12 protein-coding genes, 1 tRNA gene and 2 pseudogenes are annotated in these 20642 nt (G+C 74.2%); 8 read left to right on the top strand and 7 right to left on the bottom strand.

Annotated elements, in window-relative coordinates; translation table 11 throughout:
- Nucleotides 1–71: 71 nt before the first annotated feature.
- From ABD343_RS26675 to ABD343_RS26700, 6 genes are all read left to right on the top strand, one after another.
- Entirely contained in the window at nucleotides 72–800 is a 729-nt protein-coding gene (locus tag ABD343_RS26675; RefSeq protein WP_344531871.1) for an ABC transporter ATP-binding protein, read from the top strand.
- On the top strand, nucleotides 797–1885 hold the full coding sequence (locus ABD343_RS26680; RefSeq protein WP_344531872.1) for an ABC transporter permease: 1089 nt from the start codon (nucleotides 797–799) through the stop codon (nucleotides 1883–1885). Before ABD343_RS26675 ends, ABD343_RS26680 begins: the two co-directional genes overlap by 4 nt.
- A gap of 70 nt (nucleotides 1886–1955) precedes the next feature.
- Nucleotides 1956–2357 carry a globin gene (locus ABD343_RS26685; protein WP_344531873.1) on the top strand — a complete coding sequence of 134 codons (402 nt, stop codon included), beginning with the start codon at nucleotides 1956–1958 and terminating at the stop codon, nucleotides 2355–2357.
- A gap of 97 nt (nucleotides 2358–2454) precedes the next feature.
- Nucleotides 2455–6057 (top strand): FtsX-like permease family protein, encoded by a 3603-nt coding sequence (locus ABD343_RS26690; RefSeq protein ID WP_344531874.1) that lies wholly within the window; start codon nucleotides 2455–2457, stop codon nucleotides 6055–6057.
- Nucleotides 6058–6299: 242 nt separating this feature from the next.
- Nucleotides 6300–9104 carry an FtsX-like permease family protein gene (locus tag ABD343_RS26695; RefSeq protein WP_344531875.1) on the top strand — a complete coding sequence of 935 codons (2805 nt, stop codon included), beginning with the start codon at nucleotides 6300–6302 and terminating at the stop codon, nucleotides 9102–9104.
- A complete protein-coding gene (locus tag ABD343_RS26700) occupies nucleotides 9101–10147 on the top strand; it encodes an ATP-binding cassette domain-containing protein (protein ID WP_344531876.1) in 1047 nt (348 codons plus the stop codon). Before ABD343_RS26695 ends, ABD343_RS26700 begins: the two co-directional genes overlap by 4 nt.
- 13 nt (nucleotides 10148–10160) lie before the next feature.
- On the opposite strand, the gene ABD343_RS26705 is transcribed toward ABD343_RS26700, so the two are convergent.
- The 7 genes and pseudogenes from ABD343_RS26705 to ABD343_RS26735 all read right to left on the bottom strand — a co-directional run bounded on the left by ABD343_RS26705 (nucleotide 10161) and on the right by ABD343_RS26735 (nucleotide 19745).
- On the bottom strand, nucleotides 10161–10838 hold the full coding sequence (locus ABD343_RS26705) for a DUF8185 domain-containing protein (RefSeq protein ID WP_344531877.1): 678 nt from the start codon (nucleotides 10836–10838) through the stop codon (nucleotides 10161–10163).
- Nucleotides 10819–11265, bottom strand: coding sequence for an acyl-CoA thioesterase (locus ABD343_RS26710; protein ID WP_344531878.1), 447 nt, complete (start codon nucleotides 11263–11265; stop codon nucleotides 10819–10821). The genes ABD343_RS26705 and ABD343_RS26710 overlap by 20 nt, the downstream gene beginning before the upstream one ends.
- 5 nt (nucleotides 11266–11270) lie before the next feature.
- On the bottom strand, nucleotides 11271–12935 hold the full coding sequence (gene ettA / locus ABD343_RS26715) for an energy-dependent translational throttle protein EttA (protein WP_344531879.1): 1665 nt from the start codon (nucleotides 12933–12935) through the stop codon (nucleotides 11271–11273).
- A 377-nt stretch (nucleotides 12936–13312) separates the two neighbouring features.
- The gene (locus tag ABD343_RS26720; protein ID WP_344531880.1) at nucleotides 13313–14737 is read right to left on the bottom strand and encodes a thioester domain-containing protein; all 1425 of its coding nucleotides are present in this window, start codon (nucleotides 14735–14737) and stop codon (nucleotides 13313–13315) included.
- Between the two features lie 191 nt (nucleotides 14738–14928).
- Nucleotides 14929–15423 (bottom strand): single-stranded DNA-binding protein, encoded by a 495-nt coding sequence (locus ABD343_RS26725; protein ID WP_344531881.1) that lies wholly within the window; start codon nucleotides 15421–15423, stop codon nucleotides 14929–14931.
- Between the two features lie 1044 nt (nucleotides 15424–16467).
- A pseudogene (locus ABD343_RS41035) lies at nucleotides 16468–17733 on the bottom strand (YfjP family GTPase); the annotation flags it as partial.
- Between the two features lie 230 nt (nucleotides 17734–17963).
- Nucleotides 17964–19745 (bottom strand): dynamin family protein, encoded by a 1782-nt coding sequence (locus ABD343_RS26735; RefSeq protein WP_425578298.1) that lies wholly within the window; start codon nucleotides 19743–19745, stop codon nucleotides 17964–17966.
- A gap of 340 nt (nucleotides 19746–20085) precedes the next feature.
- Here ABD343_RS26735 and ABD343_RS26740 point away from each other — a divergent pair.
- Together ABD343_RS26740 and ABD343_RS41040 are read left to right on the top strand one after the other, a co-directional pair.
- Nucleotides 20086–20158 (top strand) — tRNA-Arg (locus ABD343_RS26740).
- Nucleotides 20159–20518: 360 nt separating this feature from the next.
- A pseudogene (locus ABD343_RS41040) lies at nucleotides 20519–20602 on the top strand (response regulator transcription factor); the annotation flags it as partial.
- Nucleotides 20603–20642 lie beyond the last annotated feature (40 nt).

Genomic DNA, 20642 nt, shown 5'->3' on the forward strand with positions numbered 1-20642 from the left:
ATTTCCAATGTGAGGGCAAAAAAGTGATCACGCGAGACCGGAACGAGATGTCCCGTGATTACGGTCTCCCCATGGCCGAGAACGCGATCATGGCCGAGGGGCTGCGCAAACGCTACGGAGGGACCCAGGCCGTCGACGGCGTCTCCCTCACCGTGGAGAGCGGCGAGTTCTACGGAATCCTCGGGCCGAACGGGGCAGGCAAGACCACCACCCTGGAGATCATCGAGGGGCTCCGGGAACCCGACGAGGGCGAGGCCCGCGTCCTGGGGCTCCCCTCCTGGCCCCGCGACCGGTCGCTGCTGCGCCGCATGGGCGTCCAGCTCCAGGCCTCGGCGTTCTTCGAGAAGCTGACCGCGCGCGAGCAGATCCGCACCTTCGCCGCGCTCTACGGCATCCCCGAGGAGCGCGCCGACGCGATGCTGGAGCGCGTCGGCCTGACCGAGAAGGCGGACGTCCGCGACGACAAGCTCTCCGGCGGCCAGGCCCAGCGGCTCTCCATCGCCTGCGCGCTCGTCCACGACCCCGAACTCGTCTTCCTGGACGAGCCGACGACCGGCCTCGACCCGCAGGCCCGCCGCAATCTGTGGGACCTGCTGCGGCAGATCAACGCCGAGGGCCGCACCGTCGTCCTCACCACGCACTACATGGACGAGGCCGAGACGCTGTGCGACCGGGTCGCCGTGATGGACCACGGCCGCGTGCTGCGCGTCGGCCCGCCGCGCGAGCTGATCGAGGAGCTGGGGGCCGACTCGCTGGAGGACGTGTTCCTGCAGCTCACGGGGCGGGAGTACCGGGAATGAGACGAATGGGACCCTTCTGGAGCCTTTCGGCCGCGATGACGAAGGGGCTGCTGCGCGACCGGGCGGCCGTCTTCTTCACGCTGGTCTTCCCGCTGATGTTCCTCCTCCTCTTCGGCGCCCTCTTCAAGGACCAGAGCACCCCGCAGGCCGAGATCACGCAGGTCGGCGACGTGAAGGTGCTGGACAGCATCCCCGCCAAGGAGCGCGAGGGGCTGCGCGAGGTCCTGAAGATCGAGAAGACGGACGGCTCGGCCGCCGCCCGCGAGGAGGCCCTGGAGGAGGTCCGCAAGGGCGACACCGACGCGGCCGTCTTCCAGCGCGGCAACGGCAAGGTCGAGCTGCGCTACTCGGCCGCCGACCAGACCCGCTCGGGCAACGTACGGGGCGTGCTCGACTCCCTCGTCCAGCAGGCCAACCAGCGCGCCACGGGCCAGCCGCCCGCCTACCGGCTGACGACGGCGACGCTGGAGGACCAGTCGACCAAGCCCATCCAGTACCTCACCCCGGGCCTGCTGGGCTGGGCGGTCGCGATGGGCGGTGTCTTCGGCTCCTCGTTCAACCTCGTGAGCTGGCGCAAGAAGCGCATCCTGCGCCGCCTGTGGCTCGCGCCCATCGGGCCGGGCGCGGTGATCGGCGCCCGGGTCGGTGTGAACCTGGCCATGGCCTTCGCGCAGACGGCGATCTTCCTGGGCGTCGCGCTGCTCCCGTATTACGGCCTGGAGCTGACCGGCCACTGGTGGCTGTGCCTGCCGCTGATCGCCTGCGGCACGCTCGCGTTCATGTCGATCGGCCTGCTCGTCGGCTCCTGGGCGAAGTCCGAGGAGGCCGCCAACGGGCTGGCCCAGATCATCATCCTGCCGATGGCCTTCCTCTCCGGCGCGTTCTTCCCCCTCGACGCGGCGCCCTCCTGGGTGCGCACCGTCTCGGAGTTCCTGCCGCTCAAGCACCTCTCGCAGGCCATGCAGGACGTGCTGAGCCGGGGCGAGGGCTGGGGCGCGGCGCTGCCGGTGATGGGCGGGCTGCTGCTCTTCGCCGCGGTGGTCTCGTTCCTCGCCTCGCGCCTCTTCCGCTGGGACGCGGCGTGATCCCGGCGGGCCGCCCGGCCGGTCCTAGGCCCGGAGTCCTCCGCCGGGCATCTGCGACCATGGAACGGTGATGGAGATTCCGCGCGGCAGCCTGGAGACGCAGACCTTCTACGAGCAGGTCGGCGGCGAGGACACCTTTCGACGGCTCGTGCACCGCTTCTACCAGGGCGTCGCCGAGGACCCCCTGCTCCGGCCCATGTACCCGGAGGAGGACCTCGGGCCCGCCGAGGAGCGGCTCGCGCTCTTCCTGATGCAGTACTGGGGCGGGCCCCGGACGTACAGCGACCAGCGCGGCCACCCGCGGCTGCGGATGCGCCACGTCCCGTTCAAGGTGGACCGCGCGGCGCACGACGCCTGGCTCCGGCACATGCGGGACGCGGTGGAGAGCCTGGAGCTGCCCGAGGCCCAAGAAGTCCGACTCTGGGACTACCTGGTGTACGCGGCCGGGTCTATGGTCAACTCCGCGGACTGAGGGACCGCCCCGCCGCCGACCCCCTCCGGGCACCGACCGGCCCGTCGCAGGAGCGCGCCGGTGACGGCGCGAGGAACAGGGGGAACGGGGGAAAGGGTTGACGGGCTTCGTACTGCTGCGGGTGCGCGCGCACCTGCTGCTGGTCGCCGCCGCGCTGCTGGCGGTCGTCCTCGCCACCTCCGTCCTCGCCGCGCTCACCGCCTTCTCCTCCGCGATCGGCGACGCGGGCCTGCGCCGGGCGCTCCAGCACCAGTCGGCGCCGCGCACGGTCCTCGACGTCCGCTCCGACGTCACCCCCGAGGACAGGGAGCGCACCGACAAGGCCGTACGGAAGGCCGCGCTCCGGTCGTTCGGCGGGCTGTCGGCCCGGGTCTCCGGGAGCACCAGTTCGGGCTCGTACGCGCTGCCGCGCGCGCTGCGCCCCGCCGATGCCGGGGGCGGGGACGAGGGCGGGGGCGGGGGCGGGGGCGGGGGCGGGGGCGGCAAGGACGCCGACCTCACCCGCTTCGCCTCGCTCGACCGCGACCGCGTCCGGATGACCGCCGGGAACTGGCCCTCGACGGCACGCGGTTCGGGCCCCGTCGAGGTCGCCGTGCCCGAACCGGCCGCGAGACGGCTGAAGCTGAAGCCCGGCGACACCTTCCGCGTCACCAGCAGACTGAGCGGCCCGCCGCCCGTACGCGTCAAGGTCACCGGTGTCTACGCGCCCCGCACCCCCGGCTCGCCCTACTGGCGCCTCGACCCGCTCAAGGGGCAGGGGATCCAGACCCTCGACTACACGACATACGGGCCGCTCGTCCTGCCCGACGGGGGCTTCGCCGAGGGGGCCGGGCGCGAGGCTGCGGAAGCGGGAGCGCCCGTTCCGGCGGAGGCGCGCTGGCAGGCCCGGGCGGACTTCTCCGGGCTGACCGCCGGACGCGTCGACGAGCTGCGCGAGCACGTCAAGGGCGCGGTGGCCTCCTTCGGCCGCGGCGACGGCACCTCGGGCGCCGTCGCCACCAGCGAACTCCCCAAGCTGCTGGACTCCTTGGACCGCACGCTGCTCGTCACCCGGTCCACGCTGCTGATCGCCGGGCTCCAGCTCGTCCTGCTGACGGGACTCGCGCTGCTGCTCGTCGCACAGCTCCTGGCCGCCGAGCGCGAGGGCGAGACCGCGCTGCTGCGGGCGCGCGGCGCCTCGCGCACGCGGGTATGCGCGCTCTCCGCGCTGGAGGCGCTGCTGCTGGCGCTGCCCGCCGCGCTCGTCGCGCCGCTCCTCGCGGAGCCCGCCGTACGGCAGTTGACCGGGCACGGGGCGCTCGCCCGCGCGGGCGTCGAGCCCGTCGTACGGCTGCCCGCCGGGAGCTGGTGGGTCGCGGCGCTCACCGCGCTGGGCTGCGCGGCGGTCCTCGTGCTGCCCATGCTGCGGCGGCGCGGCGGCGCGGGCGCGGGCGACCCGGAGCACGGCGGCGGCCCGAGCGCCGCGGGCGCCATGGGGGCCACGGACGGCGGGGGCACCGCCTCGCGCCGCCGCCGGGGCGCCGCGACGGTGCTGCGCGGCGGCGCCGACCTCGCGCTGATCGGCCTCGCGGCCGTCGCGTACTGGCAGTTGGAGCGCCGCGCCGACGGCTCCGGCGTGCTCAGCGGCGGTGGCGACGGTGGCGGTCGCGGTCGCGCCGGGGACGACATCGGCGGCGCCCTCGGCATCGACCCCGTACTCGTCGCGGCGCCCGCACTGGCGCTGCTGGCCGGGACCGTGCTGGTGCTGCGGCTGCTCCCCCTCGTCGCCCGCCTCGGCGAGCGCCGCGCGACGCGCGGCCGGGGCCTCGCGGCGGCCCTCGCGGGCTGGCAGCTCAGCCGCCGCCCGCTGCGCGGCGCGGCGCCCGCGCTGCTGCTCGTCCTCGCCGTGGCGACGGGCGTGTTCGCGGTCGGCCAGGGCGCGAGCTGGGACCGCTCGCAGGGCGACCAGGCGGACTTCCGTACGGGCGCCGACGTGGCCGTCGAGGGCACCTCGGCGGGCGCGCTCGGCCTCGGCGGGCTCTACGACCGGATGGACGGCGTCACGGCGGTCGCGCCCGTGGCCCGCTCGGAGGTCACGGCGCAGGGCGACCGCACCGTGCGGATCCTCGCCACGGACACGCGCGCCGCGGGCGACGGCCTGATGCGGCTGCGCGGCGACCTCGCGGACGAGCCGCTGCCCCGGCTCCTGCGCCCCCTGGCGGGGCCGGGCCGCCACGGCGCCGGAAAGGACCGCGCGGGCATCGTCCTGCCCGAACACACCCGTGCACTGCGGCTCGGCGTCCGCGTGGACGTACCGGATGTATCGGACGTACCTGGCGTATCGGACGAGGATTCCGAACGGAAGGGATCCAAGGACGCGGACGACGCCGAGGGCTCGGACGATGCCGAGGGCACCGTGGCGGTCACCCTGGAGGACCGGTACGGGATCCCGTACCGCCTCATCCTGGGCGGGGTCCCCGCCGACGGGAAGGAGCACACCCTCACCGCGCGGCCCGCGACCCCCGGCGGCGCCCCCGCAGGACCGCTGCGCCTCACCCGGCTCAACATCTCCTACCCCGCGCCCGAACGCGCGGGCGAGCGGCGGCTGTCCGTCATCTCCCTGCGCGCCGTGGACCGGAACGGCACGGCGCGGCCCGTGAAGACCCCGCCCGGCTCGCGCTGGCGCGGCACGTACCGCGCCGACGACCCCCTCAACGTCCTCGGCAAGGGCCCGTACGACAAGCCCCGCGCGGGCACCGGCCAGGTGCCGGACGGCAAGCGGCAGTTGGAGTTCCGCTACGCGACGGGCTCCGCGCCCGCGCCTCCCCCGCCCGCGGACCCGGTCCTCGTCTCGCTCGACTTCGTCGCGGAGGGCGCGCAGGCCGCGTCCCCCGGCGCCCCCGGCACCTCTCGGGGCCGGGCTCCGGCGCTGTCCGCCGTCGCGACGGACGCCTATCTGCGGACAACCGGCGCGAAGGTCGGCGACCGCGTCAAGGTCCAGCTCTCCGGAGCCGACCTGACCGCCCGTATCGCGGGCTCCGTACGCGAACTCCCCACCGTCGGACACCCGCCGGGCGGCGCGCGGGACGCGGGCGCGCTGCTGTTCGACCTGGCGGCGCTGGACCGGGCGCTGCTGGACGGGGACGACGATCCGCTGATCCCCGACAGTTGGTGGCTGTCCACGCGGCCCGGCGCCGCCGATGACATCGCGCGGGAACTGCGGGCCGACCCGGCCGTGGACAGCGTCCGGGTCCGCGACGAACTGGCCTCCGCCCTGCGGGACGACCCCCTCGGCGCGGGCCCGCGCAGCGCCCTGACGGCCATCACCCTGGCCGCAGCCGCGCTGGCGGCGACGGGCTTCGCGGTCAGCACGGCGGGCGCCGCACGCGAACGCGCGGGCGAGTTCGCGGTGCTGCGGGCCCTCGGCGCTTCCCGCCGCCGCCTCGCCCAGGCCCTCGCCGCCGAGCAGGGCCTGCTGGTGGCGCTGTCCCTGGCACTCGGGCTCGCCCTCGGCGTACTGCTGACGCGGCTCGTGGTGCCGCTGATCGTCCTCACCCAGGACGCCACCCGCCCGGTGCCGGACCTGCTGGTGACGCTGCCGCCGGGGCGGCTGGCGCTGCTGCTCGCCGCGGTGGTGGCGGTTCCCCTCGTCGTGGTCACGGCCACCGCGTTCCACCGCACGGACCCCGTCGAGGCCCTCCGCACGGAAGGCGGTGACTGACCCGTGCCCCTGCCCACACACCGACCGGCCGTACGCCGCCAGGCCGTACAACGACTGCCCGCACACCGACAGCTCGCCCACCGACTCGCCGCGCACCAACTGCCCGCGCACCGACGCGGCGACCTCACGGGGGCACGCACGCCCCGGCGCGCCCGCGCCGGCGAGGCGCCCGGCGCGGCTGCCGGAAGCGCGACAGCGGCCGGAACGGCCGGAGCCGTCGCCCCGGACAGGGGGTGCCGGATATGAGCCGGCTCGCCCTCCGATGGTTGGCCCCCTGGTGGCTGCGGGCGCGGTGGCGGGCGGCGCCCGGCGGGGCGGCGGCGTTCGGCGCGCTCGTGCTCGTCACCGCGTTCGTCGCCGCCGCGCTGCCGCGCGCCGTGGACGCCTCCGCCGACGACGCGCTCGCCGCGGCGCTGGACCGGGCCCGCCCGGGCGACCGGCTGCTGAGCGCGACGACCGTCGCCGACTCCGGCGCGGGCAGCCCCGGAGAGCTGCGCGAGCTGCTGAGCCCCGGCTCCGTCCGCGCCGCCGAACGGGCGGTGGCGGACGCCGTGAAGCCTCCGCTGCGGGTGGACCGTACGGACGCGGCGTACGGCGTGCACAACGCCAGCCCCGCGGACTCCGACACCCCGGGCCTCCCCCGCCCCTCCCGCGACCTGGACCCGAAGGCGACGCTGGTCGCGCAGGCGGGGCTCGGCGAGCGGGCCAGGGTGACCGAGGGCAGGCTGCCGGACGGGAGGACGCGCGGCGCGGAGGGGAAGCGCCGCGTCCAGGCGGCCGTCAGCGCGGCGACGGCGCGCACGATGAAGCTCCGGCCCGGCGACTCGTTCCGCCTCCCGTCCGGCTTCGGGCACACGACCGTCGAGGTGACCGGGATCGTCACGCCGCGCGGCACCCGGCAGGAGGTGCGCGGCAGCGCCTTCTGGAACGCCGAGGAGAGCATGGCCCGGCCCACCCTGGTCACCGTCCCGCAGATGGGCGGCTCCCCGAAGAAGTACTGGCACTTCACCGCGTACATCTCCCCGCGCACCACCCCCGCGCTGCTCGATCTGCGCGACGGGGCCGAACTCTTCTGGCACTACCCCGTCGTCCGCGGATCCCTGCGTGCCCACCAGGTCCCCGGCATCCAGCGGGAGCTGACGGCGCTGGCCGACGGGGCCGGGGCCACCCGGCTCCAGGACCGCGCGGGCGTCGGCACGATCACCTTCGACGCGGGGCTGTCGGAGACGTTCGGCGCGTTCCGGCACGAGCAGGACGCGATCTCACCGCTGCTGCTGATCGCCGGGCTGGGGCTGGCCACGACGGGCGGCACCGTGCTGCTGCTGGCCGGGGTGCTCGCGGCGGAACGGCGGCGGGAGGAGTGCGTCCTGTTGCGCTCGCGCGGCGCCTCGCTCCGGGGCCTCGCGGGACGACTGCTCGCCGAGACCGCGAGCGTCGCCGTGCCCGCCGGTGCCCTCGGCGCCGGGCTCGCGCTGCTGGTCACCGACGGGACGCGCGTCGGCTCCGCGCTGCTGGCGGCCGCTGCCGCCACCGCCGTCGCCGCGCTGGCGCTGCCGGTGCGGGCGGCGCTCGGCCAGCGGCGCGTGCGCGTCACGGCGGCGCGCGAGGACGTGACGCGCGCCCGGCCCTCGCGCCGCCGCACCGTCGTCGAACTGACCGTGCTGGCCCTGGTAGTGGGCGCCGTCGTGGCCGTACGGCAGCGCGGCACCTCGGACGGCGACGCGCTGCTCGCCCTGGCGCCCGTGCTGCTCGCGCTCGCCGCCGCGCTGCTGCTGTCGCGCTGCTACCCGCTGCCGCTGCGGCTGCTGAGCCGGGCGGCGAACCGGCGTCCGGGCCCGGTGGCGTTCCTGGGTCTGGCGCGCGCCGGGCGTGCGCCGTCGGCGGCCGTGTCGGGGCTGGCGCTGATCGCGCTGCTGGTGGCGCTGACGGTCGCCTCGTTCGGCGGCACGGTCCTGGCGGGCATCGCGCACGGCCGGGACACCGCGGCGCTGCGCGCCGTGGGCGCCGACGCCCGCATCGCCGCCCCGGAGAACGCCGAGCTGACCGCCTCCCTCGCCGCCCGCGCCCGCGAACTGCCCGGCGTCGACGAGGCGACGGGCTTCCGCCTCAACAGCGAGGCCGAACTCACGGGCGCCGACGCGGGGGTGACCGTCGTCCTCGCCGACGCCGACTCGTACAGCCGCCTGGCACGGGACACCGGCCAGGGCGCGTTCCCCGCGCGGGCGCTCGGCGGCAGGGGCGATTCCGCCTCAGGCGCCGTGCCCGCGCTGGTCTCGCCGGGGCTGCAACGGCGCATGGGCGGGGAACCGGCCGACCTGGTGCTGCCGGGCTTCCAGTTGCGCGTACGGGCCGCGCTCGCGCGCGAGCGGACCCCGGCGGCGCTCAGCGGCGCGTTCGTGGTGCTCTCGCGCGAGACGGTGGCGCGCGCCCACCCGGACGCGCGGGGCACCGCCCTCCTCGCGCCCAACACGGTGCTGGTGAGCGGCGACTCGCCGGATACCGGCGCGCTGCGCGCGCTCGTCCGGCGGAGCGACGCCGAGAACGGTCTGCGCGGCGACAACCGCAGTGCCCTGACCCTCCGCTCCCACGAGCGCGCCCGGTTCGCCGACACCGTCCTCCAGTCGGGCGCCGAACGCCTCTACACCGCCGCCGTCCTGGCCGCCACCGGGTACAGCGCGCTCGCCGTGCTGCTGTCGCTCCTCCAGAACGCGCCCGACCGCATCGCCCTGCTCTCCCGGCTGCGCACCCTGGGCCTGCCCCGGCGGCAGGCCCGCGGGGTGCTGCTGCTGGAGAGCCTGCCGCTGTACGCGCTGACCGCGTGCGCCGGGGTGCTGACGGGGCTGGCCACGGTGCCGCTCCTCGAACCCGGAATCGACCTCACGGCGCTCGCGGGCACACCCGACGACCTGCCCGTACGGCTGAGCGCCGACCCCGTCTCGCTCGTCCTGCCGCCGCTGGCCCTGCTGGCGCCGGCTGTCGCCGGAGCGCTGGTCCAGGCCAGACTGGCGGGGCGAGGGACCCACGACCTCCGCATGGAGCAGCGATGACGACCGGAACCGATCCCGTACGCACCGCCGGGGGCGCCTCCGAGGCCCGACCCGCCGCCCGCGCCGGCCTGACCGACCTGGAGCGCCGGGCGGCCGAGGCCGCACGCGAACGCCCGTACGGCGAGGACGCGCTGATCGTCTGCGACCGCCTGGTCCGGATCTTCAGCACCGACGGCGTGGAGGTCCAGGCGCTCCAGGGCCTCGACCTGCTGGTCAGGGAGGGCGAGCTGACGGCGCTGGTGGGCGCCTCCGGCAGCGGCAAGTCCACGCTGCTCAACATCCTCGCGGGCCTGGACACCCCGTCGGCGGGCAGCGCCACGGTCGCCGGATACGACCTGCTGTCGATGAACGCCAAGTCCCGGCTGCGCTACCGCAGGGAGACCGTCGGCTTCATCTGGCAGCGCACCTCGCGCAATCTGCTGCCCTATCTGACGGCCGCGCAGAACGTCGCGCTGCCGATGCGGCTACGCGGCGGCCCAAACGGGGAGCGCCGGTGGGGAAGGGGCCGGGCCGAGCGCGCCCGCGCCCTCGAACTCCTCGACCTGCTGGGCATGGCCGACGCCCGCGACCGCCGCCCGGCCCAGCTCTCGGGCGGCGAGCAGCAGCGCGTGGCCATCGCGGTCGCGCTCGCCAACAACCCGTCCGTCGTCCTCGCCGACGAGCCCACCGGCGAACTGGACACCGCCACCGCCGAACAGGTCTTCGCCGCCCTGCGCCGCGCCAACTCCGAGCTGGGCACCACGATCCTGGTCGTCACCCACGACGACGGCGTCTCCTCGCAGGTGAGCCGCACGGTCTCGATCCGCGACGGCCGTACGAGCACGGAGACGCTGCGCAGGACCGAACGGGGCGAGGGCGGCGGGGAGTCGACGGTCAGCCGCGAGTACACCACCATCGACCGCTCCGGACGGCTCCAGCTCCCCCCGGAGTTCACCGAGCCCCTCTCCATCCGCGACCGCGTCCTGCTGGAACTCCGCCCGGACCACATAGAGGTCCGCCCCGGCGACGAGGCCGGGGCGGAGACGGAGGACGAGGGGTCTTAGACGAGGGTGACGGCTAGACGGGCGTGACGCTCAGGCCCGCGCCCGCGGTGCCCGCCGTGCCTTCCCTGCGCACCAGCACGGAGCCGTACGGCGTGCGCAGCCGCTTCCAGGCGCCCGCCTCCAGCAGGCTCACCGGCTCCTCGCCGCGCAGGAAGCCCAGCGCGTGCGCGGCGTGCACCGCGCGCAGCGGAAGCCCGGTGCGGCCCAGCGGGCGGGACCAGATCTCCTCGGCGAGCGCGTCCAGCACGGGGCGCGTCCGCTGGTCCTCCGGCAGCTTGTCGGCCCGCTGGCGGAACTCCCCGACGGCTGCCGCCGCGACCGTACGCACCGCGTCCACCGGCACCGTCCCGAACTCGCTCCAGCCGCCGCGCGGCGGCAGCAGCCCCGCCCAGGACGGGCCGGTCACGGCGCCCGGCACGGCGACGGTCTCGCGCTCCTCGTCGATCCGCTCCAGCAGCTCACCGGCGGAGACGGTGACGTCCAGCTCGACCGGCTCCAGCAGCCTGCCCGTACGCACGGCCAGCACCTCGAAGCGCGCGGGCTTCGCGAACACGGCCGCCACGCCGTCGCCCGCCTGGATACGGACGGCCGCGTTCTTCTCCCAGCGCAGCAGCCTCCCGAGGAAGGCGGCGAGCCCCGCCGCCTCCCCGGGATCGGCGAAGACGAGCCCGCTAGCCGCGGTGACTGTCATCGATGTACCCCTCCAGGAAGGACTTCTCCTCGGCGGTCAGCCGCCGGGGACGCTCCTCCTCCAGGTCGTACGGCACGACGATCGTGCTGGCCCGCACATACGGCGCGCCCGCACGCCCGTCGCCCGCCGCCTCGGCCTCCGCGTCCTTGATCTCGTACGCGAAGGTGATCGAGGCGGCGCTCAGCTTGGTCACCCACATCTCGATGGTGACCGGGTCGTGCTGATGCGTCAGCGGGCGCAGATAGTCGATCTCGTGCCGCGCCACGACGGAGCCCCCGGTGAAGGCCGAGGGCGCCGACTGGCGTGCCAGCCGCGACGTGAAGTCGATCCGCGCCTCTTCGAGATAGCGCAGATAGACCGCGTTGTTCACGTGCCCGAAGGCATCCATGTCGGACCAGCGCAGGGGGCATCGGTAGCGGAACCGCACGCCGCTCAGCTCCGGGTCAGCTTCTTGTAGGTCGCCCGGTGCGGTCGGGCGGCGTCAGGGCCCAGGCGCTCGATCTTGTTCTTCTCGTACGACTCGAAGTTGCCCTCGAACCAGAACCACTTGCTGTCGCCCTCGTACGCGAGGATGTGCGTCGCGACGCGGTCCAGGAACCAGCGGTCGTGGGAGACGACCACCGCGCAGCCCGGGAAGTCGAGCAGCGCGTTCTCCAGGGAGGAGAGGGTCTCGACGTCGAGGTCGTTGGTCGGCTCGTCGAGAAGCAGCAGGTTGCCGCCCTGCTTGAGGGTGAGCGCGAGGTTCAGCCGGTTGCGCTCGCCGCCGGAGAGCACGCCCGCGGGCTTCTGCTGGTCCGGGCCCTTGAAGCCGAACGCCGACACGTACGCCCGCGAGGGCATCTCGACCTGGCCGACGTTGATGTAGTCCAGCTCGTCGGAGACGACGGCCCAGAGCGTCTTCTTCGGGTCGATGTTCTCCCGGCTCTGGTCGACGTAGGAGATCTTGACCGTGTCGCCGACCTTGATGGCACCGGAGTCCGGCTTCTCCAGGCCCTGGAGCATCTTGAACAGCGTGGTCTTGCCCGCGCCGTTCGGCCCGATGACGCCCACGATGCCGTTGCGCGGCAGGGTGAACGACAGGTCGTCGATCAGCACCTTCTCCCCGAACGCCTTGCTGAGGTTCTCGACCTCCACCACGACGTTGCCCAGGCGCGGGCCCGGCGGGATCTGGATCTCCTCGAAGTCCAGCTTCCGGGTCTTCTCGGCCTCGGCGGCCATCTCCTCGTAACGCGTCAGACGCGCCTTGGACTTGGCCTGGCGCCCCTTCGCGTTGGAGCGGACCCAGTCCAGCTCTTCCTTGAGCCGCTTCTGGCGCTTGGCGTCCTTCTGGCCCTCGACCTTGAGGCGGGACTGCTTCTTCTCCAGGTACACGGAGTAGTTGCCCTCGTAGCCGATGGCACGGCCACGGTCCAGCTCCATGATCCAGCCCGCGACGTTGTCCAGGAAGTACCGGTCGTGGGTGATCGCCACGACGGTGCCCGGGTACTGGGCGAGGTGCTGCTCCAGCCAGTTCACCGACTCGGCGTCGAGGTGGTTGGTGGGCTCGTCGAGCAGCAGCAGGTCGGGCTGCTCCAGCAGCAGCTTGCAGAGCGCGACGCGGCGCTTCTCACCGCCGGAGAGGTTGGTGACGGGCCAGTCGCCGGGCGGGCAGCCCAGGGCGTCCATGGCCTGCTCGAGCTGGGAATCGAGGTCCCACGCGTTGGAGTGGTCGAGCTGCTCCTGGAGCTTGCCCATCTCCTCCATCAGCTCGTCCGTGTACTCGGTCGCCATCTGCTCGGCGATCTCGTTGAACCGGTCGAGCTTCTGCTTGGTCTCGGCGACACCGTCCTGCACGTTCTCCAGCACGGTCTTCGACTCGTCCAGCGGGGGCTCCTGGAGCAGGATCCCGACGCTGTACCCGGGCGCGAGCATGGCGTCGCCGTTGGACGGCTGCTCGATCCCGGCCATGATCTTCAGCACCGTCGACTTGCCGGCGCCGTTGGGACCCACGACACCGATCTTCGCGCCGGGCAGGAAGCTCAAGGTGACGTCGTCGAGGATCACCTTGTCGCCGTGCGCCTTGCGCGCCTTGCGCATGGTGTAGATGTACTCAGCCAAGAGGAACCGTCCGGCAATCTGTAGGTGTTGATGAGCGGCCGCGCCGCGGGGATCGCTGTACAGCCGAGCCGCGTATGGACATACGCACCCCATCTTGCCGCACGCCCCGCCTGACCGGGAAACGGGATACCTCCCGCCCCTCCGCCGCCCCGCCCCCACGCCCGGCCCGGGGCCCCGACGCACGCGCCGCCGGGGGCGGATGAGAACCACGGGGAGTCAACAACCGCACACAGGGAGCGACATCCCCCCTGCGGGCAGCCGACTCCCCCGGCGGCAGACGGTCAGCGATCCGGCGGGCGGTCGGCGTGAGAGGTCAGCTCTCCCGGCGGCGGTCGGCGTGGACGGTCAGCTCTCCCGACGGCGGACGGCGTGGACGGTCAGCTCTCCCGACGGCGGACGGCGACGATCGTGGCGGCACCTATCGCGAGGAACGCGAGCGCCGCGCCGACGATCAGCGAGGTGTTCCCGCTGCCCGTCTGGGCGAGGTCGGTGGAACCGCCCATCGGCCGCTGCCCGCCGCCTCCGACCGTCGCGGGCCGCTCCGCCGGGGCGGCGGCGCTCCGCTGCTCCAGCCCTCCCTGGGACGTGGCGGGCGCGCAGTCGAGCACGCCGCTGAACGTCTTCTCGTACCCCCGCGGCCCATGGACCGGGATCCGGTACGGCTGGTCCTCCTTCACCGGCACCGTGACCGTCCCGCTCTTCCCCTCCGCTATGTCCTCGCGCTGACCGCCGACCCGGAGCGGGAAGGAGGCGTCCCCCTTGTTCGCCACGGTGATGTCGACGCCGCCCTTCGCGCAGTTCTCCGTGGCGTTCGCCGCGGGTATGGCGCCGCTGTCGGCCCAGTCCGCCGTCGCCTCGGCCGAGACCGTGGACTGGCTCGATCCCGCCAGGATCTGGGCCTGGCTCCGCCCCCGCACGCCCACGCCGGTGAACACCCGGCCCACCGGGATCTTCGTGGCCGCCTGCACGGTGAGCGAGGCGCCGCCCGGCTCGGCATCGCGGGGCACGTCGAAGTAGAGACGCGAGCCGTCGCGTGCGGAGTCGACCCGCTTGCCCTTCGCATCCACGATCCGCACACCCTGCGAGCCGGTGTCCGGGCCGGGAGTGACGGTGACGCCGGGCGCGTCCGTCCGCACGGTCACCGGCCCGAGCCGACCACCGCTCTTGCCGGACACCCCCGAGGGTTCGAGCGCCAGGGACGCCTTCGGTTCGGCGGCGCTCCTGGCCTTCTTCACCAGGAAGTCGGCCAGGCGCTCGGCGGCCGGGTCGACCGCGTCCACCCGGGGCGCCTCGACACCACGGGCCGCCCGCTCGGAGAACCGCCATATCGCGACCTGCGTCCCCGCCGCCGCGGTCCGCGCCGTGAGCTTCTTGGCGCCCGCCGCCTTCGCCAGCGCCTCCAGATCGTTCATCCGGGGATAGGAGTGCTGGACGATCCAGCGGATCTTGCCCGCGTTCCGATTGCCGTGCAGGGGCGAGGACTTCCAGTCCGACTCCTGATAACGCGTCTGGTCCTGCGCCGGGTTGAGCATGTCGACGCCGTACGTCTGGAGGGTGCCGCCGTCCTCGACGGACATCTCGAAGAGCCCGGCGCTGACTTCCTGCCGCTCGCCGCCGGAGCGGACGACCGCGTCACCGTAGGCCGTCAGCCCGTCGAGCGTGGCGGTGGCGCCGCCCCGCTGCTCGGGGACGCCCCCGGCCACGGCGGTCCCCGCGCAGGCCGCCATTCCGGCGGCGAGCAGCCCGGAGGCCACCGCGACAGCGGTCAGACGGCCGGTCAGCCGTCCGCGTGCAGAAGTCATGGTCTTCCCCTCTTGGCGGGCGGCCGGTCACAGCCGCATCTCCCGCCGCAAAGCTCTCAACCCCCGTGCTACCAAACCTCGTCGGTACCCGAGGGATAGTAGAGAGCAGACGCAACACAGTCCCCACGAACCCCGTCCATCAAGCATTCCGCATCGGAATCGTTATCACCGAATCCGGCGGATTGGGATGATCACGGCGCACCCCCCTGACCTGGAACGCTTCCTTCCGCCCCCTCCCCCATGCCCGGCACCGCGGCCCCGCTCGCCGCCATCTCGTGGGGCGCGAACCCGTTCCTGTCGGTCACTCCGGTCAGTCCCGGCTTCGCCGCCGATACCCGGACGAAGGCCGTTGTCCCCCGCGAGAGGTCGTGGCCCACCGAGGACGCCGTCAGATCGGCGGAGACATAGCGCCGCCCGTCCCTCTCGTTCTCCTGCACCCGGAGCTGGCCCTGCACGATGACGGGCTCGCCGCGCGACACCGACGACGCGATGTTCGTCGCGAGGGTGCGCCACGCCCACACCGTGAAAAAGCTCGTGAACGCGTCGGCCCAGCTTCTGCTCTGCTGGTCGAAGCGGCGCACCGTGCTCGCGAGCCGGAAGCGCGCCACCGGCACCCCTGAGGCCGCCACCCGATAGTCGACCGGTGTCGCGACATTGCCGACCACCGTCACATGGGACTCGTTCATCCCCACTCGCCTCCCCCTCGGCCCACCCCCGCGGGCCGTGTCGTCAGAAATTCCGGTTCCGGACCGGACCAGGCCGGACCAGGCCGGACCAGGCACTCGGCCCGGGCCAGGCACTCGGCCCGGGATTCCGTCCGGATCTCCGCCGCCTCCGTGCGCAGCGGAGATTCCAGACTGCCCCGCTCCGCCGAACCCGGCGGAGATCAAGGAATTTCTGTGGACGACCGGCTAGCTGTGGAAATCTCCGTCACCCGCACGAGTGAGTGCGCCGTCCACCGGCGCCGATGCCGGCGGCACCGCCGACGCCGCCGCTGACGCTGACGCCGCGACCGACACCACCCCCGCCGCGATCGCGTACTGCTCGCGCACCTCGCGGTAGCGCACCAGCTCTGCGGCCACCGGCTCCAGCACCCGCGACCGCCCGCAGGCAGCCGCCAGCCGTCGCAGCCTGCGCTCCTCCTCCTGCCCGAACGCCCGCGCGGGGCCGCGAGCGGCGACCATGCAGAGCCACGCGAGGAGCGGTCCGCCCGCCGCCCCGACGGCGACCAGTGCCGTCGCGAGCGGCCATGCCGACGCTCCGCCAGCCATTCCGAGCACGGCCGCCACCAGCCACAGGGCGCCCAGCACCTGGAACGCGAGCAGCAGCCCCTGCCCCGCGACCACGGCGCCCCGCCACGGCAGGCGGGGCACCCCCGGCCCCCCGCCCTTCTCGTCCCGCATCACCGCGTCGAGCGCCTCGGGCAGCCCGTCCGAGCCCCGCCGCGTGGTGTCCCGTACGTTCCGCGCCCACGCCTCCGGCAGTCCGCGCGACGCCTGGCCGGCGAGTTCCCGTACGGCCCGTGCGACCACGGGGCGCGTCGCCCGCGCGGCCGAACCCACGGGGCGCGGAGCACCGGGCTCCGCCGGAACGGGCGTCTCCACGGCGAAACCCGGCAGGTCCGTGCCGGAGGAGCTGGACAGGCCGGACGGGCCCGATGCACCGGAAGGGCCGGATGCACCGGATGCACCGGGCGTACGGGCCAACCCCCTGGCAATGGCCCGCGCCCGCGTCCGCTCCCCCTGCCAGCGGCGGAGATGGGTCCACGGGGTGGCCGAGGCGCGCTCGGCGTGGCGGAGCCAGGCGCGTTCCGCCGCCTGCCCCACCGCGGCGGCGCCGACCGCGAGCGCGAGCCGGTCCTCGAAGTCCTCCCGGACCTCGTCGGTGAGGCCCTGGGGCGGCACATCGCCGTACGCGTCCGGAACGGCGCCGGGGCCCGGCTCCGCGTAGACGGGGCGCAGCCTCTCCATGGCGCCGTCGAGGTCGGCGGTCAGCCGGAGCGTGGCGGCGCGCCGGGAGGCGGCGAAGCCGCCCAGCTCCTCGCGGAGGTCAGCGACGCCCTCGCCGGTGAGCGCCGAGGCCGACAGGACACACGCGCCCGGTTCGCCGTGCTCGCCGAGGGCCATGCCGTCGTCGTCCAGCAGCCGCCGCAGATCGTCCAGTACGGCGTCCACGGCGTCGCCGGTCAGCCGGTCCTTCTGGTTGAGGACGACGAAGGTGACCTCGGCGTGTCCCGCGAGGCGCCGGAGATAGCGCTCATGGAGCACCGCGTCCGCGTACTTCTCCGGGTCGACGACCCAGACCACCGCGTCCACCAGTTCCAGCATCCTGTCGACCTGTTCACGGTGGCCCTGGGCGACGGAATCGTGGTCCGGCAGGTCGAGCAGCACCAGGCCGCCGAGTTCGGCGTCGTTCCTGCGGTGCCGTGCGTGGGGGGCGATGCCGAGACGGTCGAGGAGCCCGTCGGCGCCGTCCACGCCCTCGGCCTGCCAGGTGCAGGCGACCGGTGCCGCCGTGGTCGGACGGCGCATGCCCGTCTCGGAGAGCTGGTCCCCCGTCAGGGCGTTGAAGAGGGACGACTTTCCGCTGCCCGTCGCGCCCGCGAGGGCCACCGTCGTGTACGCGCTGGGCAGGCCGCGCCGTGCCGCCGCCTCGTCCAGCACCCGCCCGGCCTCGGCGAGCACCTGTGTGTCCAGGCGCGTACGGGAGAGGCCGACCAGTTCGCGCAGTGCCCCGAGGCGCTGCCGCAAGGAGTCATCCGCCGCGTCTCTTTCTCTCGCGTCCTCCCGTGCGGTACGGCCGTAGGGCTCCGTCCGGCCGTACGGAATGGACGTCGCCGGAAAGGGCGTATCGGCCCTGGTCAGGGGCGAGGCTGCGACGGGTGCGGAGGGACCGGAGGGCCCGGCGCTTTCATGCGCCCCTTCCTCCGGGGGGCATGCCGCCGTTTTCTCGGGCCGTTTGGGTGCCCCACGCGGAGCCCCACGCCGTACCGGCAGTACGGGGACCCTCCGTACGACCCCTCTGACGCGCCCTTCGTCCGTACCGTCCTCGGCCGGGACGGCCGGAACGGCCGCGCGTCGGGCGATCAGCCCGTCGTCCCAGGACCTGCTCTGCCCGCGCACGGCGTCCCGCACGGCGTCGCCGCCCTCCGCGCCCTCCGCGCCCCCCGCGGCCTCCTCCGGAACGTCCGCGCCGTCGGCCCCCTCCGTCATCTCCGTCATCGGATTCACCTCTCCCTCTGTCCGCCCGAAGGCGAGAGTTCCTGCGCCGCGCGTCCGCCGGCCCCCGGCCCGCCCGGACCGCCCGGCCGGTGCGTCCCCAGTCCCGTCACACGCTCCGCGCCGACCCGGCTCAGCAGGGAGAACGCGGCGACCAGTTCCGCCTGCGGCTCGGGGCCCGCCTCCAGGGCGTCCAGCGGGGCGAGCCTCCTGTCGCGCTCCTCGTACAGGGCGCGGTCCACGCAGCCGTTCAGCAACTGGGCGGCGCGTTCCCGCAGGCCCTTCACCCTCTTGTCGCCCAGCAGCGCGTTCAGCGATCTGCGCGCGCCGCGGACCCGCCGCCCGCCCAGCAGCATGGCGACGAGCAGCGCGGCCGCCCGTTCGGCGTCGTGCGCGGAGGCGTTCTCCGCCGTACGGGCCTCTTCCTCGGCCAGCTCCTCGACGCAGCGCCGCCAGCGCCGTACGAGAACGCCCGCGCGCCCGTGCGGGTCCCGATCCTCGGCGCCGTCCGCCGTGCCGGGCGGGTCGAGGAGGTCCGCGAGGTCCGCGAACGGTCCGTTCCTGCGGGCCTCGGCGATCCGCTCGTCCGCCGCCGCGACAGCGCCCGCGAGCAGCGCGGTCAGCCCGTCCTCGAAGGCGTCGAGCAGCTCCTCTCCGGCGCTGTCGCGGGGGAAGCCGCGCCAGCGCGCCGCGGCGTCACCGGCGAGCAGCTCGCCGTCCGCGATCCGCTTGCGCGCCCGCGCCCCGGCCTCCTCGTACGCCCTGTCGGTCTGCTGGGCCAGGTGCAGCGCCGCGGCGTACTGTGCGGCCGAGGCGCCGGCCAGCGCGGAGATACGGGCGCGGAGCGACCCGATCGCCCCCGCGGCGGTCCGTTCGGCGACGGCCTCCCTGGCCTCGGGGTCCTCGGCGCACCGTTCCAGCCACCCCTTCAGCCCGGAGACCGCCGAGACGGGCAGCAGGCCGGAGCCGCCAGCGGACTCGGGCAGCTCCGGGATGGTGAAGCGGGGCACCTCGCCCAGGCCCTCGCCCTCCAGCAGCGTCCCGTACTGCCGTGCGACCTCCGCGGCCATCTGGTGCGGCACCCGGTCGAGCACGGTGGCGAGCGTGACGTCGTACTCCTTGGCCGTGCGCAGCAGGTGCCACGGCACCGCGTCCCCGTACCGCGCGGCCGTCGTGACCAGCACCCAGATGTCCGCCGCGCAGATCAGCTCGGCCGCCAGGTCGCGGTTGCGGGCGACGAGGGAGTCGATGTCCGGCGCGTCGAGCAGCGCGAGCCCGGCGGGCAGCCCGACGTCGGTCTCGATGCGCAGGGCGCGCGGTCTCGCGCCCGCGCCGCCGGAGCCGCCGGGACCGCCGCCCTCCTCCCGCTCCTCGTCCCCGCCGTCCGCCGCGTCCGCCGCGTCCTGCGCGCTCTCCTGCCGGGGCACCCAGACCCGTTCCAGCCGGGGCAGTACGCGCTGTCCCGCGAACCACGCCCTGTCGTCCGGATGGCAGACCAGAACAGGCGTGCGCGTCGTCGGACGCAGCACCCCCGCCTCGGTCACCCTGCGTCCCACGAGCGAATTGACGAGGGTGGACTTGCCCGCCCCCGTCGATCCGCCGATCACCGCGAGCAGCGGCGCCTCGGGGGTACGCAGCCTCGGCACGAGGTAGTCGTCGAGCTGGGCGAGCAGTTCGGCACGGGACCGGCGCGCCCGTTCGGCGCCTGGCAGCGGCAGGGGAAAGCGTGCGGCAGCGACACGATCGCGCAGTGCGGTGAGCGCGTCGAGCAGTTCCGGCCGTACGTCCAAGATCGCCACATGTGCAGAATGCCCAATTTTGGGGCGTATTTGAAGCGTATTCGCGGTACGGGGCACCGAAAATGGCAGCTTTCGGCAGTCAATGGCCCCATTCGCCCCTCATGACCCACCCTGCAACCCCGCCGCAGCCATAACGAGTGCGCAACACCCTCACCCCGCAGCGCCAAAAGCGCTGCGGAAATCGCACCCGCCTGCGATTATCGGGATCGCTTCACTGAACCTCCACACGGCGTCGCGGACGTGAAGCGAGCAGGACGAGCCTCCCGGCCCCCTATCCTTGACCCCGCCATGGTCGCTCCGGGGGCGCGCCCGCCGACCGCGACGAAGACCGGCCCCCGTAGCTCAGTGGATAGAGCAGGTGCCTTCTAAGCACTTGGCCGCAGGTTCGAGTCCTGCCGGGGGCGCTCTCCTCAGCCCTCCTTCGGAGGGCTTTTTTGCTGGTCAAGGTGCCTTCTGGCACTCGCCCCCGCAAAGCGGAGCACTTCCTTCCATGCGTGGAATGACCCCGCGCATGTCATGCGCCCGCTCGCTCATCGGGCTCTTGAACTCGCGTTCGATCGGGGTTGCCTTGCGGGCCTTGGCTCGGACACGCCGACAGACCGGCCCCGCGGGCATGCCGCGACGCGCGGACGCGATCCCGCTCGGCACGCCCGGTGCCGTCCGTGAGCTGGACGCTCCCCGGTGGTGCTCCGCGTCTACGACGGTCTTGACACGGCGAGGTTTTGATACGCGGACGATATGTGCCCGCTCGTAACATCGGGAGTATGCGTGTGTCGACCGTCGAGGACGAACCCTGTGCGGCGGCAGCCATGCGCGGTGACCTGCGCCTGGAAGCGATCGCGGCCGACCGCCCCACGGAACGGTTCGCACTGCGGGAACTCGTCCTCC

The organism is Streptomyces albiaxialis (genome assembly GCF_039530985.1).
Taxonomy (GTDB): domain Bacteria; phylum Actinomycetota; class Actinomycetes; order Streptomycetales; family Streptomycetaceae; genus Streptomyces; species Streptomyces albiaxialis.